The 14,603-nt window shown below is 62.8% G+C and carries 16 protein-coding genes; 6 read left to right on the top strand and 10 right to left on the bottom strand.

Annotated elements, in window-relative coordinates:
• Window positions 1-280 precede the first annotated feature (280 nt).
• Together QQL85_RS19560 and QQL85_RS19555 are read left to right on the top strand one after the other, a co-directional pair.
• Window positions 281-751: a hypothetical protein gene (locus tag QQL85_RS19560; protein WP_060500527.1), complete on the top strand. Its 471-nt coding sequence runs from the start codon at window positions 281-283 to the stop codon at window positions 749-751.
• The gene (locus tag QQL85_RS19555; protein ID WP_284356393.1) at window positions 748-960 is read left to right on the top strand and encodes a hypothetical protein; all 213 of its coding nucleotides are present in this window, start codon (window positions 748-750) and stop codon (window positions 958-960) included. Before QQL85_RS19560 ends, QQL85_RS19555 begins: the two co-directional genes overlap by 4 nt.
• A gap of 10 nt (window positions 961-970) precedes the next feature.
• Here the strand turns inward: QQL85_RS19555 and QQL85_RS19550 are convergent, their stop codons facing one another.
• From QQL85_RS19550 to QQL85_RS19520, 7 genes are all read right to left on the bottom strand, one after another.
• A complete protein-coding gene (locus QQL85_RS19550) occupies window positions 971-1,336 on the bottom strand; it encodes a Na+/H+ antiporter subunit G (RefSeq protein WP_284356392.1) in 366 nt (121 codons plus the stop codon).
• Window positions 1,333-1,611 (bottom strand): K+/H+ antiporter subunit F, encoded by a 279-nt coding sequence (locus QQL85_RS19545; protein ID WP_003250109.1) that lies wholly within the window; start codon window positions 1,609-1,611, stop codon window positions 1,333-1,335. The genes QQL85_RS19550 and QQL85_RS19545 overlap by 4 nt, the downstream gene beginning before the upstream one ends.
• Window positions 1,608-2,096: a Na+/H+ antiporter subunit E gene (locus QQL85_RS19540; RefSeq protein ID WP_284356391.1), complete on the bottom strand. Its 489-nt coding sequence runs from the start codon at window positions 2,094-2,096 to the stop codon at window positions 1,608-1,610. Before QQL85_RS19540 ends, QQL85_RS19545 begins: the two co-directional genes overlap by 4 nt.
• Window positions 2,093-3,772 carry a monovalent cation/H+ antiporter subunit D gene (locus QQL85_RS19535; RefSeq protein WP_284356390.1) on the bottom strand — a complete coding sequence of 560 codons (1,680 nt, stop codon included), beginning with the start codon at window positions 3,770-3,772 and terminating at the stop codon, window positions 2,093-2,095. The genes QQL85_RS19540 and QQL85_RS19535 overlap by 4 nt, the downstream gene beginning before the upstream one ends.
• Window positions 3,769-4,113, bottom strand: a complete 345-nt coding sequence (locus QQL85_RS19530; protein ID WP_003250128.1) for a Na+/H+ antiporter subunit C — start codon at window positions 4,111-4,113, stop codon at window positions 3,769-3,771. The genes QQL85_RS19535 and QQL85_RS19530 overlap by 4 nt, the downstream gene beginning before the upstream one ends.
• Window positions 4,113-7,028 carry a monovalent cation/H+ antiporter subunit A gene (locus QQL85_RS19525; RefSeq protein ID WP_284356389.1) on the bottom strand — a complete coding sequence of 972 codons (2,916 nt, stop codon included), beginning with the start codon at window positions 7,026-7,028 and terminating at the stop codon, window positions 4,113-4,115. Before QQL85_RS19525 ends, QQL85_RS19530 begins: the two co-directional genes overlap by 1 nt.
• 149 nt (window positions 7,029-7,177) lie before the next feature.
• A complete protein-coding gene (locus QQL85_RS19520) occupies window positions 7,178-8,128 on the bottom strand; it encodes a DMT family transporter (protein ID WP_284356388.1) in 951 nt (316 codons plus the stop codon).
• A gap of 83 nt (window positions 8,129-8,211) precedes the next feature.
• On the opposite strand from QQL85_RS19520, the gene QQL85_RS19515 reads away from it, so the two are divergent.
• Complete coding sequence (locus tag QQL85_RS19515) at window positions 8,212-8,775, top strand: helix-turn-helix domain-containing protein (RefSeq protein ID WP_284356387.1); 564 nt, start codon at window positions 8,212-8,214, stop codon at window positions 8,773-8,775.
• 50 nt (window positions 8,776-8,825) lie between these two features.
• Here the strand turns inward: QQL85_RS19515 and QQL85_RS19510 are convergent, their stop codons facing one another.
• Window positions 8,826-9,374, bottom strand: coding sequence for a cysteine hydrolase family protein (locus QQL85_RS19510; RefSeq protein ID WP_284356386.1), 549 nt, complete (start codon window positions 9,372-9,374; stop codon window positions 8,826-8,828).
• 82 nt (window positions 9,375-9,456) lie between these two features.
• Here QQL85_RS19510 and QQL85_RS19505 point away from each other — a divergent pair, with 82 nt between their 5' ends.
• From QQL85_RS19505 to QQL85_RS19495, 3 genes are all read left to right on the top strand, one after another.
• On the top strand, window positions 9,457-10,476 hold the full coding sequence (locus QQL85_RS19505; RefSeq protein WP_284356385.1) for a GlxA family transcriptional regulator: 1,020 nt from the start codon (window positions 9,457-9,459) through the stop codon (window positions 10,474-10,476).
• Between the two features lie 54 nt (window positions 10,477-10,530).
• Window positions 10,531-10,917, top strand: coding sequence for an antibiotic biosynthesis monooxygenase (locus QQL85_RS19500; protein WP_284356384.1), 387 nt, complete (start codon window positions 10,531-10,533; stop codon window positions 10,915-10,917).
• A gap of 130 nt (window positions 10,918-11,047) precedes the next feature.
• A complete protein-coding gene (locus tag QQL85_RS19495) occupies window positions 11,048-12,856 on the top strand; it encodes an aminopeptidase P family protein (protein ID WP_284356383.1) in 1,809 nt (602 codons plus the stop codon).
• A 39-nt stretch (window positions 12,857-12,895) separates the two neighbouring features.
• Here QQL85_RS19495 and QQL85_RS19490 read toward each other — a convergent pair whose 3' ends face one another.
• Entirely contained in the window at window positions 12,896-13,177 is a 282-nt protein-coding gene (locus QQL85_RS19490; RefSeq protein ID WP_016714998.1) for a hypothetical protein, read from the bottom strand.
• Window positions 13,178-13,370: 193 nt separating this feature from the next.
• A complete protein-coding gene (gene rhtA / locus QQL85_RS19485; protein ID WP_284356382.1) occupies window positions 13,371-14,258 on the bottom strand; it encodes a threonine/homoserine exporter RhtA in 888 nt (295 codons plus the stop codon).
• Between the last annotated feature and the right edge of the window lie 345 nt (window positions 14,259-14,603).

Genomic DNA, 14,603 nt, shown 5'->3' with positions numbered 1-14,603 from the left:
CCGGGATGCCAGGCCTTGTCTTCTTGCAGGTCCGCTCCCTTGGTTGTGCTTTCTGGCGAGTGATCTCAGGCATCACGCTTCCCACGCCGGGAATGAGCCAAACGCCTTCGTTTGAGGGCGAATCTGGCAAACCAGAGTAAAGATTCCTGCACGCTGCATCGTCAGCGGGCACAGACATTTCGCATATCGCTTTATTACTCTTTTCGCCTATCGATAAGAAATGGCCGTGCCTCCCCGAGCTTGGGTGAGGGCGGGTTGTAACCGGTTGAGGATTACTTCATTGGCAGTCAGCACTCTTGATACCCATGCATTGTTCGCCCTGGGCGACTTGCGCGGTAAATTGGCCCAACTGTTCCAGGGCCGCTTCATCTATGTCACCGAACAGAATCCAGAAGGCCTGTACATGGCCGAAATCGACACCGAGAGTGCACTGGTGGTCGATGACAAGCAGCGCCTGGAGCTAAAAGTTGGCGACCACTTCCGTGCTGCCGTATTGCCCAGCCGCGAAGGTGGGAAACTGGAAATGCGCTTTCGCGAAATCAAGTTGAATGTGTATGGCGTGGGCGATTACGCCTTCGTTTCGGTGCCGGAAGGCGAGGGCATCGTGTTCCGTGAGGGCCAGGGTGTCATGCTGGTGTTCGCCGCACAGCAGCAAGTGCAGGAAGGCCTGGGCAAGTTGCTCAAGGCGGTGACCGGCAAGGTCGCCAAATGGCGCAAGGGTGAACTGACCACCTTCAAGGCCAGTGAGTGACTGACGCTGACAATGCACCTGCCTCGCGGGCCGACTTCCATCGGCAGCATCAGGCGGATGCCGTGGCCGAGGCCGAGCGTTTGCTGGCCATGCGCGAGGAGCTGCAAGGCACTTGGCTGAGCTGGGTGGCGGGTGAGCTCTACCGGCTCGGCCCGCCGCCTTATGTCGCCATGGTCCGGCGAGAGCTGCAGCGCCTCAGCCAAGGGTGAGGCGCAACCTTCAGTTACCGCGGTCGCGACCGCTGCTAACCTCTTCGGGCACCGGCTCTTTCGACATGCGCTTACGGAACAGCGCCGCCCGCGCCAGCAAGAGCGTGGTGACCGGCACGGTGATCGACAGCAGGATCGGAATCAGCCAGGCGTGCAGTACAGGCGCGTCCTTGAGCCACGAAAAGTAGATGATCGAGGCCAGCGCCACGCACCAGGCGCCAATGGTCGAGGCCAATGCCGGAGGGTGCATGCGCTGGAAGTAGTCTTTCAGGCGTACCAGGCCTATGGCACCTACCAGGGCGAACAGGCTGCCGGTGAGCAGTAGCGTGGCGGTGACCACTTCCAGCCAGAAGGGCAGTACCAGGGTTTCGGTCATTCGATCACCTCTCCGCGCAGCAGGAACTTGGCCAGGGCAAACGAGCCGACGAAGCCGAACAGCGCAATCAGCAGGGCACCTTCGAAGTAGGTGTCACTGGCATAACGGATACCCAGCACCAGCATGGTCAGCATGGCCAGGATGTACAGGTAGTCCAGCGCCAGCACCCGGTCCTGGGCGGACGGGCCACGGAACAGCCGGATCAGTGCCAGGCCCATGGCCAGGGCGAAGATGAACAGGCTGGCGAGGACCGCATTGGCGAGCAGGCCTGTCATTGGAAAATCTCCATCAGCGGGCGTTCGTAGGTGTCCTTGAAGTGCTGGACGAAGGCCGCTTCATCGTCCAGGTCGAACACATGCAGCAGCAAGACGCTGCGGTCCAGCGCCAGCTCGGACCAGACCGTGCCGGGCACCACCGTGGTGATCATCGAAAGTGCCGCCAGGCCGTGCGGGTCGCGCAACGCCAGCGGTATGTGCACGAACGCCGAGCGAGGCGGCTGCTTGCCGGCGCGCAGCACGCCGCGGGCCACCAGCAGGTTGGAGACGATCACATCGATACCGACCCGACCGATCAGCCGGGCAATGACCAGCGGCCGACGTACATGGGCATGCTGTGGGCGCAGCGGTGCCATCAGCAGCGGGGCCAGCACACCCAGTGCGGCACCCAGCAGCAGATTGCCGGGGCTGACCGAGAGGTTCAGCAACAGCCACAGGCCGAACAGCGAAACCGATAGCAGCGGTGCGGGAAACAGTCGGTTCATGGCTGCACCTGTACGTCGAGCGAGGTAGGGCCAGGAATCGGCCGTGCGGCCATCACGGCTTCGATATAGGCATCCGGGGCCTGAAGGCTGGCGGCGGTGTCCTGGGTGTAGCGCAGCAACGGTTCGGCCTTGAGGCTGAGGATCATGCACAGGCCAAGCAGGATGACGATGGGCAGGCACTCATAGCGACGCAGCACGGGTGACTGGCGCTCTTCCGGCTTCCAGAAACGCTGGATACCGACGCGGCCGAAGGCGATCAGCGAGGCCATGCCGGACAGGATCAGCAGTGCTACCAGGCCCCAGCCCGCCGGGCTCAGCGGTTGTTCGGCCGGCACGCCCAGGCCCTGCGGGTTGAACAGCGCGCTGATCAGGTTGAGCTTGCCGACAAAGCCCGACAGTGGCGGCATGCCGATGATCAACAGCGCGCAGGCGATGAAGCTGAGGCCCAGGAAGGCCATGGTCCATGGAATGATCTGACCGATCACCACCTTCTGCTCGTCGTCGAGGTTGATACCCTTGGGCGGGTGCAGCGACTCCAGCGGGGGCGGCATCACGTCTTCTTCTTCGTCCAGCGGTACCTCATTGGCCGAGCGCGAGCGTTCGACCAGTTCGGCAAGCAGGAACAGCGCACACAAGGCCAGGGTCGAGTTGACCAGATAGAACAACGCCGCGCCGGTCAGCGCCGCCTGGGCAAAACCGACCGCGCCGAGCAGGGTGCCGGCCGAGACCAGGATACTGAGGGCCGCCATGCGCTCCAGGCGCTGCGCGGCCAAGATCGATGCCGCAGCCACCGCCAGGGTGACCAGGCCACCGTATACCAGCCATTCGCCACCGAAATGTGCCGAGACCCCGGCCTGCCCGGAGAACAGCAGCGTCCACAGGCGCAGCACGGCATACAGGCCGACCTTGGTCATGATGGCGAACAGCGCAGCGACTGGCGCGCTGGCTGAAGCGTACGCCGGCACCAGCCAGAAGTTCAGCGGCCATATACCTGCCTTGACCAGGAATGCCATGGCCAGGATCGCCGCGCCGGCGTGCAGCAGGCCGCGGTCGGCCTCCGGCACGAGAGGAATCTTCAGCGCCAGGTCAGCCATGTTCAGGGTGCCGGTCACTCCATACAGCATTGCCGCGCCGATCAGGAACAGCGACGAGGCAAACAGGTTGATGGCGATGTAGTGCAGGCCTGCCCGCACCCGGGCGCGGCCCGAGCCATGCAGCAGCAGGCCATAGGAAGCGGCCAGCAGCACTTCGAAGAACACGAACAGGTTGAACAGGTCGGCGGTGAGGAAGGCACCGTACAGGCCCATCAGCTGGATCTGGAACAGCGCGTGGAAGCTGGCCCCGGCACTGTCCCAGCGGGCGCGGGCAAACAGCAGCGCGCTGAAGCCGATGACCCCGGTCAGGGTCAGCAACAGCGCGGACAGGTGGTCCACCACCAGCACGATGCCGAATGGCGCCGGCCAGTTGCCCGGCAGGTAAACGCCGATCGACTCTGCCTGGCCCTGGGTGCGCACCCACAGTAGCAAGCTGACTGCGATGGCCAGGCCCGCGAAGGTCGACAGCAGATTCAGCCTGGCCTTGATCTGCCGGTGCTTCTCACCCAGCAGCAACATCACCGCCGCCGTTATCAGCGGCAGCAGGATGGGCGCAACGATCAGTTGACTCATACCACTCATTCGTCACGCTCCCGGCCATCCACATGGTCGGTACCAGTCAGGCCGCGCGAGGCCAGCAACACCACCAGAAACAGCGCGGTCATGGCAAAGCTGATGACGATGGCGGTAAGCACCAATGCTTGTGGCAGCGGGTCGGTGTAGTGCAGCAGGTCCTGCGTGACGCCGTCCTTGATGATCGGTTCTTTGCCGATGAACAGGCTGCCCATGCTGAAGATGAACAGGTTGACCCCGTATGACAGCAGACACAGGCCCATGATCACCTGGTAGGTACGTGGGCGCAGGATCAGCCACACCCCCGAGGCGGCCAGCACGCCGATGGCGACTGCAATCACTTCTTCCATCAGGCGGCTCCTGCTTGGCTGGTTTTCGCCGGGTTGCCCGGGCGGTAGGCGCGCACCGACTGGTGCGCCAGGGCCGTGAGGATCAGCAGGGTCGAGCCGACCACCACGGTGTATACGCCGACATCGAAGAACAGCGCGCTGGCCACATGCACATCACCGAGCAACGGCAGGTGCAAGTGGGCGGTATGAGTAGTGAGGAACGGGTAGCCAAGCAGCATGGCACCGACCCCTGTCAGCGTTGCGCACAGCAGCCCGGTGCCCATCCAGCGCAGCGGTCGCAGGCTCATCTGTGCCTCGACCCACTGGGTGCCCGCCACCATGTACTGCAGGATGAACGCCACCGACATCACCAAGCCGGCGACAAAGCCGCCGCCTGGCTGGTTGTGCCCGCGCATGAACAGATACATCGACACCAGCAGGGCGATCGGCAGCAGCAGGCGCACCAGTACCGCAGGCACCATCATGAAGCCCAGCGCGGTGTCGGTGGCATGCCGCGGGTTGATCAGGTCGGTGACCACGTCGGGCGCCAGCTGACGCTGCTGAGCCGGCAGTTGCATGCTCTCCTTGGGTGGGCGGAAGCGGCGCAACAGGGCGAACACGGTCAGCGCCACGGCCACCAGCACGGTGATCTCACCAAGGGTATCGAAACCACGGAAGTCCACCAGCATCACATTGACCACGTTGGTGCCGCCGCCTTGGGGCAGCGCTCGGCTGAGGTAGAACGAAGAAATGTCGTTGGGCGTCGGCCGGGTCAGCATGGCGTAGGACAACACGGCCATGCCGCCACCCACCAGCACGGCCAGCAGCAGGTCGCGCAGACGGCGCATGCGCGCACGCTCCAGGCTGCCGGGTAGCGGAGACACGCCTTCGATACGCCGTGGCAGCCAGCGCAGGCCGAGCAGGATCAGCACAGTGGTGACCACCTCCACCACCAGCTGGGTCAGGGCCAGGTCGGGCGCGGAGAACCAGACAAAGGTGATGCAGGTCATCAGGCCGCAGACACTGACCATGATCAGTGCTGCCAGGCGGTGGTACTTGGCCTGGTAGGCGGCGCCGATGGCGCAGGCAATGGCGATCAGCCACAGCGCGACGAACACGCCCGAGCCCGGTATCTTCGGCCGGTCGCCCCAGCTGAGCCCGCTGTAGAGCATGGGGGTGAGGCCAGCGAGGAAGGCGGCGACCACCAGCATGAACAGCTGCGATTGCAGGCGGCGTGTGGTGAACAGGCGCTCGATGCGACGCGCCAGCAGCATCAGGTGAACCTGCCCGTGCTCGAACAGGCGCTTGCCGTTGAAGCGCTCGATCACCGGCGGGTAGGGGAAGCGGCCCAGGCGCAGTTGCTTGCGCAGCAACAGGTACAGCACGATGCCGCCGCTCATGGCCACCAGGCTCATGATTAACGGTGCGTTCCAGCCATGCCAGATAGCCAGGCTGTATTCCGGCAGGGTGCCGCCTACTACAGGTAGCGCTGCAGCGGCCAACAATGGGCCAACCGACTGGGCAGGGAAGATGCCCACTACCAGGCAGGTGAGTACCAGTAGCTCGACCGGCGCACGCATCCAGCGTGGCGGCTCGTGCGGGGTATGGGGCAGGTCCTGGGCCGTCGGCCCGAAGAACACGTCGACGGTAAAGCGCAGGGCATAGGCCACGCTGAAGGTACCCGCCAGGGTGGCGATCACCGGCAGTGCGGCTTCGACCCAGGCGGTGGAGCTGATGAATACGGTTTCGGCGAAGAACATTTCCTTGGACAGGAAACCGTTCATCAGCGGCACGCCAGCCATAGAGGCGCTGGCCACCATGGCCAGGGTGGCGGTATACGGCACCAGGCGGATCAGGCCGCTGAGGCGGCGGATGTCACGCGTACCGCTTTCGTGGTCGATGATGCCGGCGGCCATGAACAGCGAGGCCTTGAACGTGGCATGGTTGAGAATGTGGAATACCGCGGCAACGGCAGCCAGCGGGCTGTTCAGGCCCAGCAGCAGGGTAATCAGGCCCAGGTGGCTGATGGTCGAGTAGGCCAGCAGGCCCTTGAGGTCGTTCTGGAACATGGCGGCGAACGCGCCGAGCAGCAGGGTGAGGGCGCCGGCACCGCCGACGATCCAGAACCACTCTTCGCTACCAGATAGCACCGGCCACAGGCGTGCCAGCAGGAACACCCCGGCCTTGACCATGGTGGCAGAGTGCAAATAGGCCGATACCGGCGTGGGCGCTGCCATGGCGTGGGGCAGCCAGAACTGGAAGGGGAACTGTGCGCTTTTGCTCAGGGCGCCGATGAGGATCAGGGGCAGCAGCACCGGGTACAGCGCATGCTGGCGGATGGTGTCGCCGGCAGCCAGGACCTTGTCCAGGTCGTAGCTGCCGACCACATGGCCGAGCAGCAGCGCCCCTACCAGCAGGCACAAGCCACCTGCGCCGGTCACCATCAGCGCCATGTAGGCGCCGCGGCGGGCGTCGGCGCGGTGGTGCCAGTAGCCAATCAGCAGGAAGGAGAACAGGCTGGTGAGCTCCCAGAAGAACACCAGCTGGATCAGGTTGCCGGAGATCACCAGGCCAAGCATGGCGCCCATGAAGGCCAGGAAGAAGGCGAAGAAGCGCGGTACCGGGTCTTGCGGCGACATGTAGTAGCGCGCATACAGCGACACCAGTGTGCCAATGCCCAGTACCAGCAGCGAGAACAGCCAGGCAAAGCCGTCCATGCGCAGCACCAGGTTGAGCCCCAGGCTGGGCAGCCACAGGAACTCTTCGCGAATCACACCGCCATGGGCAACCTGGGGGTACAGCAGTGCTACCTGGACGGTACCGACCAGGGCTACGAGCCCGGCAAGAATGGACTCGGCGTTACGTGCGTTGTGCGGCAGCACGGCTGCCAGGCAACTGCCCACGAACGGCAGAAGCAATAGCACTATCAATGACATAGCGGCCTATTCTGGAGAAGTTTGCAAAGATCATACGTGCCGAGGGGGTGATCACCAACACGCAAGCTGTCGCAGAATCCTACAAACAGGCTGTGACAAGCTGTTTTTTTATAACATTTGTTTACAAAGCATAGCTGCTGTTGCCGGCTTCACAGCCCCGCCTGGCGTTCGCCTTCATTCTGCACTTCGCGTGCTCTGGTGGCTTCGCGCGGTCGGCGCACTTTGAGTTCGCTGACCACCACCGCGATCACGATCAGCAGGCCGCCGAGCAGTGCCACGCCCGGCAGGCGTTCGCCCGCGAGGCGCCCGACGATTCCGGCCCACACCGGTTCACCGGCATAGATGAGGGTGGCACGGGTGGGCGAGACCGACTTCTGTGCCCAGTTCATCGCCACCTGGATCACCGCGCTCATGGCGCCCAGGCCCACTGCGCTGCCCAGCAGCAGCCAGGAGAAGTCGGGGATGCGCTCCTGGGTAGGTACAATCATCAGGAACGCCAGCAGTGAAGCGGTCGCCAGTTGCACCACGGTGACCCGGCGCACATCGACCTGGCCGGCATAGCGGCTGATCAGGATGATTTCGGCGGCGATGGCGACGGCGCTGACCAAGGTAACCACCTCGCCCTCGCTGAAGTGCAGGCTGCCGCCATCCGGTCCGGCCAGCAACATCAGGCCGATGAACGCCAGGCAGATACCGATGCTGGGCATCAGGCCGGGCCGTCGGCCCAGCACCAGCCACTGCAACAGCGGCACGAACGGCACATACAGCGCAGTGATGAACGCCGATTGGCTGCTGCTGATGGTTTGCAGGCCCATGGTTTGCAAGCCGTAGCCGAGCATGATCGACACGCCGATCAGCATGCCGGCCTTGAGCTCGGTGAACGTCAGCCCGGGCAACGCCCGCGCCGAGACCACACCAACGAACAGTGCAGCTGCAGCGAAGCGCAGGCCGACGAAGAACATCGGGCCGCTGACGGTCATCACGTTGTGCACCAGCAGGAAGGTACCGCCCCACAACATAGTGATGAACACCAGTACCAGTTCAGCCTTGCTCAGGCGAAAGGTAACGGCGGAGGTCGGTTTGTTGCTGGCCTGGCTCATGGTCTTGCGCACTCGGAGGGGGCGGCGCACAATCGCCGCAAAGTGGGCAGTATACTGCGCAATCTCGACCTGTGAGCAATATAGTGCACAAAGATTCCGCGCACCGAGCGTCGGTGCTACAACATGTCAGCCTCAATGTGCGCAGCCTGCGCAACGCTGCCGGTATGAGCCAGACGGCGCTGGCCGAGCGCTCCGGGGTCAGCCGGCGCATGCTGGTGGCGATCGAGGCAGGGGAAAAAAACGTCAGCCTGACGACCCTGGACCTGATCGCCGAAGCCTTGGGTGTGGCGTTCAGCACTTTGATTCAGGCACCCGGCGGGCGTGATCCCGGGCGCATCGAAGAGCTGGCCTGGGCGGGTGAGCATCTGCAGAGCAGGGCAGTGTTGCTTGGCACCAGCCCGGCGCGGCGCGAGGTGGAGCTTTGGGAATGGACCTTGGCGCCGGGCGAGTGCTATTCCAGCGAGGCCGACGCCGAAGGCTGGAGCGAGCAGATTTATGTGGCCGACGGGCGACTGACGTTGATTATCGAAGGGGCTGAGCATCACCTGCAGGTGGGGCAGTTCCATGTGTTTCCCAGCAACTGCCGATATGCCTACCGCAACGATGGTGTAGTGGCGGTGCGATTTGTGCGCAATGTGGTGATTTGAGCCTGCAAGTTTTGGGGGCTGCCGCGCAGCCCCCAAAGATCTCGGGCCGATCAGCCTTTCAACAACTCATCGGTCCTCACGACCTTGGCATAGGCAAACGCCAGCGCTGCCATCGCCGAATCATGCACCTGCGCCGCCGGTACCTGCTTGCCGTCGAACTCCAGCGGCAGGGTCGCGCAGGCATCGTGCGCCACGGTCACTTCATAGCCCAGGTCGGCTGCGGCGCGGGTGGCGGCATCAATGCACATATGGCTCATGCTGCCGACGATGGTCAGGGCCTCGACGCCATGGCGGTCCAGCGTGTGCTCAAGGTCGGTACCAAGGAAGGCGTTGACCTTGTGCTTGAGCACCACCGGCTCGCCTGCTGCTGGCTCGACCTTGGCGTGAATGGCCGCACCCTGCGAACCCGGAGCGAAAAATGGTGCATCGGCGCTCGCGAACTCATGGCGCACATGCACCACCAGGTCGCCGCGTTGGCGCGCCGCAGCCAGTAGCCGGGCAGCGTTGTCCGCCGCCCGGTCGGCGCCATCGAGGGTCCACTTGCCGCCCGGGAAGTAGTCGTTCTGGATGTCGATGATGATCAGCGCCTGCTTGCTCATGCTGCCTCCTGTGGCAGTAGTCGTTGGTAGGCGTTAGTTATAGGCTGTGTGCACGAACCTGAGGATTGGCGCGAACGACACTATGCGGGCAAAAACTGACACCCCTGCCAGCCTGGACATCGGCCTGTTGCTATACCCCGGCGTGCAGCGCGCCGCCGTGCATGGCCTGGCCGACCTGTTCCTGGTGGCCAACCGGGTTGCGGCCGAACTGGGAGCCGCCGAATTGCCGTCATTGCGCGTCAGCTTCTGGCAGGTTGATGAGGCCGGGTTGCTGCTGGCCGCCCAGGACAGCCCCGTCGTGGCTTCGGCGGGCCTGCGTGTATTGATCATTCCGCCGAGCCTGGAGTCGGCCCCGCAAGCCGAGCTGCTCGAACGTCACCGCGCGTCGCTGTGCCAGCTGCACGGCCGCGGTACAGTACTGGCGTCGGTGTGTATCGGGGTATTTTTCATTGCCGCCAGCGGCCTGCTCGACGGCCGCCCGGCCTGCACCCACTGGAACTATGTGCAGGCACTTGCTCAGCGCTTCCCCCGAGTGCGGGTTGAAGCCCAGCAGCCGTTGCTGGACGACGGTGATATTGTGACATCTGCCGGGCTGATGGCCTGGACCGGGCTGGGCTTGCGCCTGCTGGAGCGTTTTCTGGGGGCGACGGTGGCACGGGAGACTGCCCGCTACCTGGCCGTCGACCCGGTCGCGGCACCACTGCCTGGGGCAGTGTTCAACCCGCGCCTGGATCACGGTGACGAGGCAGTACTTAAAGTGCAGCACTGGTTGCAGGGCAATGGCGGGCAAGAAGGCGACCTTGCCGCCATGGCTGCGTGTGCCGGTTTGGAAGCGCGTACGTTCCTGCGGCGTTTTCGTGCCGCTACCGGGCTGCGCCCGACCGAGTACTGGCAGCAGGTGAGGGTGGGGCGGGCGTGCCGTTTGCTGGAGTTCACCCGGCGCAATGTCGAACAGATCGCCTGGGGTGTCGGTTATCAAGACCCGAGCGCGTTTCGCAAGGTGTTCCAGCGCATTACCGGCCTGACCCCGAGTGACTACCGGCGGCGTTTTGCGGTATCAGGTCAGGGCGCACATAAACCACTTGACCTTGACTTTACTTGAGGTTTTAACCTGCCCGGACTCGCGCTGCATGCGTCCGTAACCAGGAGACCGCCGATGTTGGCAAGCCCTCATGCCCTGTGGTACACCCAGATGATCGAATACGAAGTGCCCGGCATGTGCCAGCAAGCGCTGGCCCAGGCCTTGGTGGCACGCAGCGAAGAGTTGGCCAAACGCTGCGAAGGATTGCAGGGTGTCAGCATCCAGGCCAGCGATGATGGCAGCCGGGTGCTGCAGTACCTGCAATGGCAGTCACGCCAGGCTTGGGCGGCGGCGGCGGTGCATTTCGTCGAGGAATCCTTCCTTGAACTGCTGGGCCAGCATCAGGCACGTGGCGTCAACTTCGCCGCCTACCAGACCCTGCGCAGCCTGGTGCGCGGCGCCGATGGCGGCCTGCATTGCGAAGTGGGGGAGCCTCAGGCATACCGGCGGGCCCTGTTGTAGGAAGTCTCCTATTGGCACAGGGCGTGGCGGGCAATGCATGCCGTGTCTTGGTCGTCGCGATTGCAGGGTTTTGGCGGGTGTTCCATTATCGGCATATTGGAACAACCGTGATGTAGCCGCAGGAGAGCGCATGAACATCCAGACCACCCTTGAGCAAAGCGTGCCACAGCGCCTGGCGCGCGTGCGCCAGGCCATGGCGGCAGGGGGCATCGATGCCTTGCTGGTACCCTCGGCCGACCCTCACCTTTCCGAATACCTGCCCGGTTACTGGCAGGGGCGTCAGTGGTTATCGGGTTTTCATGGCTCGGTCGGCACGCTGGTAGTTACCCCAGGGTTTGCCGGCTTGTGGGTCGATAGCCGCTACTGGGAGCAGGCGGAACATGAGTTGGCCGGCAGTGGCATTGAACTGATGAAACTGTTGCCGGGCAAGCCCGGGGCACTGGAATGGCTGGGCGAAAACGTCGAGCTCAACGGCTGTGTCGCGGTGGACGGCGCCGTCATGGCGTTGGCTTCGGCGCGTCAACTGGGTGAGCGGCTGAAGGCGCGCGGCGCACGGCTGGTCACCGACAAGGATCTGCTGGGGCAGGCCTGGGATGGGCGCCCGGCTTTGCCAGTCAACCCGGTGTATCAGCATTTGCCGCCGCATGCCACGGTGAGCCGGGCAGAAAAACTCGCGCAGTTGCGCCTGGGTATGCAGGCCAAGGGAGCCGACTGGCACTTCATTGCTACCCTCGATGACATCGCCTGGCTGTTCAACCTGCGTGGCAGCGATGTTTCATACAACCCGGTGTTCCTGGCCTTCGCCTTGATCAATCAGCAGCAGGCCATCCTGTTCGTTGGCCAGGACAAAATGGACGCGCACTTGCGCCAAGTGCTGGCAGTCGACGGCATCGAGGTGCGCAACTACAGCGAGGCCGGCAAGGCGTTAGGTGCTGTACCGGCCGGGAGCAGTTTGCTGGTGGATCCGGCACGGGTCACCTGTGGTCTGCTGGAAAACCTGCCGGCAGAGGTCGTGCTGATCGAGGGGATCAACCCCACCACCTTGAGCAAGTCCTGCAAAGGTGATGAAGACTTGGTGCACATCCGCCAGGTCATGGAGCAGGACGGCGCTGCCTTGTGCGAATTCTTCGCTTGGTTCGAGGCCAGTCTGGGTAGTGAAAAAATCACCGAGCTGACAATTGACGAGCAACTGAGCGCAGCGCGTGCCCGGCGCCCGGGTTTCGTATCGCTGAGTTTCTCTACCATTGCCGCCTTCAATGGCAATGGTGCCATGCCGCATTACCGTGCCACCGAGCAGTCGCATGCGGTTATCGAGGGAGACGGGCTGCTGCTGATCGATTCTGGCGGGCAGTACCTGGGCGGTACCACCGACATCACTCGCATGGTGCCGGTGGGCAGCCCCAGTCACCAGCAGAAGCAGGATTGCACGCGTGTACTCAAAGGCATGATCGCCCTGTCGCGCGCGACTTTCCCGCGTGGGTTGCTGTCGCCGCTGCTCGACGCCATTGCCCGGGCACCGATCTGGGCTGATCAAGTGGATTATGGTCACGGCACCGGTCACGGGGTGGGCTACTTCATGAACGTGCACGAGGGGCCGCAGGTAATCGCCTACCAGGCGGCACCTGCACCGCAAACAGCGATGCAAGCGGGCATGATCAGCTCGATCGAGCCAGGCACATACCGCCCAGGGCAATGGGGCGTGCGTATCGAAAACCTGGTAGTCAATCGCGAAGCAGGCAAAAGTGCATTTGGCGACTTCCTGAACTTCGAGACGTTGACATTGTGCCCGATCGACACCCGTTGCCTGCTAGCCGAACAGCTGGCAAAAGAAGAGGTGGACTGGTTGAACCGCTATCACGCCAATGTGCGTGAGCGCCTGGCGCCGTTGCTCAAGGGTGACGCCTTGGTCTGGCTAGAGGCGCGTACCGCGCCGCTGTAACGGCAAATGAAAAGGGCAGCTTGTGAGCTGCCCTTTTTTCTACTTGCAGATGACGATCATGCTACGGCTGGTGTAACCCGCCGGGTTGATGCCGAACAAGTAGTCACCGGCTTCTTCATCGCTGTCGCCCGAGCGGGCAATGACCCGATAGCCACGCGTGCTGCAAGAGCTCGCGGCCTTGCTGTAGCAATTGTCCCACGAGGAGGAGAGGCCGGAGCAATTGATATGCAGGCCCTTCTTGCCCCTTTTGACCTCAGTCTTGGCCGTGGCGGCACATCCAGCAATAGCCAAGATGGCCAGGATGAGAAAAATACGTTTCATTCCTGTCCTTAAATGCAGGGCCGATCAGCTGTCGTCTGGCCCTGTCGTTATCGCTTCGGTTCTTCCTGAAATTTCCCCAGCGTCCGTGTTCGGTCCAGTAGATAGCGTCAAGATGATGATTCTGTGACAGCTTAATCAGCGAGACGGGTCGCTACAATCATTAATCCCGTCTCAAATGAAAATATTTCTCATATCAGTCTGCCGCGACGGCTGGGGTGGGCTCCTTGCGCATGGACAGGGTGGTGCCGACAGAGGCAGTAATGATTGCCAGAATCGCCAGCCATTGGGTAAATGTCAGCACCTCGCCCAGGAAGAGCAGGCCAGACAATGCGCCGAAAGCGGGTTCGATGCTCATCAGGGTGCCGAAGGTACGCGCCGGGATGCGTGTGAGGGCAACCATCTCCAGGCTGTAGGGCAGCGCAGTGGACAGTATCGCTACACCCAGCGCCATGGGGATGATGGCGGGCGTGAGCAGTGCACTGCCCGCGTGGACGATACCGATGGGCGCAACGAACAGTGCAGCGACCACCACACCGAGTGCGGCGCTCTGGATGCCGTGTTCGGCCCCGGCTCGCTGGCCGAACAGAATGTACAGGGCCCAGCACACGCCAGCACCCAGCGCGTAAAGAGCACCTGCCGGGTCGAGCGCCTGGCCACTGTGCCCTGCAGGCAGCAACAGCAGCAGGCCGGCGATGGCCAGGGCAATCCACAGGAAGTCGATCGGTCGGCGCGAGGAAAAGATCGCCACAGTGAGCGGCCCGGTGAACTCCAGTGCAACGGCAATGCCGATGGGTACCGTTTGCAGCGCCATATAGAAGAGGAAGTTCATGCCGCCCAGGGCCATGCCATAGATGACCACGTTACGCAAGGTGTTGGTGGTCATGCGTACTCGCCACGGACGCAATATAAGCAGCATGATGATGCTGGCGAATACCAGACGCAGGGCGGTGGTGCCTTGTGCGCCGATGATGGGGAACATGCTTTTGGCCAGGGAGGCACCAGACTGGATCGATGCCATGGCGATAAGCAGCAGGCCAATCGGGAAGAGGGTAGCGGCCAGGCTGCGGGGCTGGGTGTTCATTTCTGTGCGGCAATCCTTGGGCGAGGTGGGTGGTGAGCAATATAGTGCGCAATTGATGGGGCGCGTGGTAGCCCTGATGCATCATCGCCATAAATATTTCAAAACATTGAAATTAAGGGTTGACCTCCTCGAACGCCGCCCTATAATGCGCACCATTCCAACGCGGTAGCGAAGTAAAGCTAGCCACCCTGTTGAGTCAAGTGTTTGAAGCTAAACGAGTTTCTCGCAAAAAAACTTCAAAATAAACGCTTGACAGGCTCTGAGGAAGGCGTAGAATGCGCGCCTCGGTTGAGACGAAAAGCTCTTAACCAAACGCTCTTTAACAAATTGAATCAAGCAATTCGT

Source organism: Pseudomonas putida (assembly GCF_030159595.1).
Lineage (GTDB): Bacteria > Pseudomonadota > Gammaproteobacteria > Pseudomonadales > Pseudomonadaceae > Aquipseudomonas > Aquipseudomonas putida_AC.
The sequence above is the reverse complement of the archived record's forward strand: the minus strand, read 5'-3'. Positions and strand labels throughout refer to the sequence as shown.

Coding starts and splice junctions, on each gene's coding strand:
- QQL85_RS19550 (WP_284356392.1), bottom strand. CDS start 1,336: ATGACCGAAACCCTGGTACTGCCCTTCTGGCTGGAAGTGGTCACCGCC.
- rhtA (WP_284356382.1), bottom strand. CDS start 14,258: ATGAACACCCAGCCCCGCAGCCTGGCCGCTACCCTCTTCCCGATTGGC.
- QQL85_RS19495 (WP_284356383.1), top strand. CDS start 11,048: ATGAACATCCAGACCACCCTTGAGCAAAGCGTGCCACAGCGCCTGGCG.
- QQL85_RS19540 (WP_284356391.1), bottom strand. CDS start 2,096: ATGAACCGACTGTTTCCCGCACCGCTGCTATCGGTTTCGCTGTTCGGC.
- QQL85_RS19505 (WP_284356385.1), top strand. CDS start 9,457: ATGCGGGCAAAAACTGACACCCCTGCCAGCCTGGACATCGGCCTGTTG.
- QQL85_RS19510 (WP_284356386.1), bottom strand. CDS start 9,374: ATGAGCAAGCAGGCGCTGATCATCATCGACATCCAGAACGACTACTTC.
- QQL85_RS19545 (WP_003250109.1), bottom strand. CDS start 1,611: ATGACAGGCCTGCTCGCCAATGCGGTCCTCGCCAGCCTGTTCATCTTC.
- QQL85_RS19520 (WP_284356388.1), bottom strand. CDS start 8,128: ATGAGCCAGGCCAGCAACAAACCGACCTCCGCCGTTACCTTTCGCCTG.
- QQL85_RS19490 (WP_016714998.1), bottom strand. CDS start 13,177: ATGAAACGTATTTTTCTCATCCTGGCCATCTTGGCTATTGCTGGATGT.
- QQL85_RS19500 (WP_284356384.1), top strand. CDS start 10,531: ATGTTGGCAAGCCCTCATGCCCTGTGGTACACCCAGATGATCGAATAC.
- QQL85_RS19530 (WP_003250128.1), bottom strand. CDS start 4,113: ATGGAAGAAGTGATTGCAGTCGCCATCGGCGTGCTGGCCGCCTCGGGG.
- QQL85_RS19525 (WP_284356389.1), bottom strand. CDS start 7,028: ATGTCATTGATAGTGCTATTGCTTCTGCCGTTCGTGGGCAGTTGCCTG.
- QQL85_RS19535 (WP_284356390.1), bottom strand. CDS start 3,772: ATGAGTGGTATGAGTCAACTGATCGTTGCGCCCATCCTGCTGCCGCTG.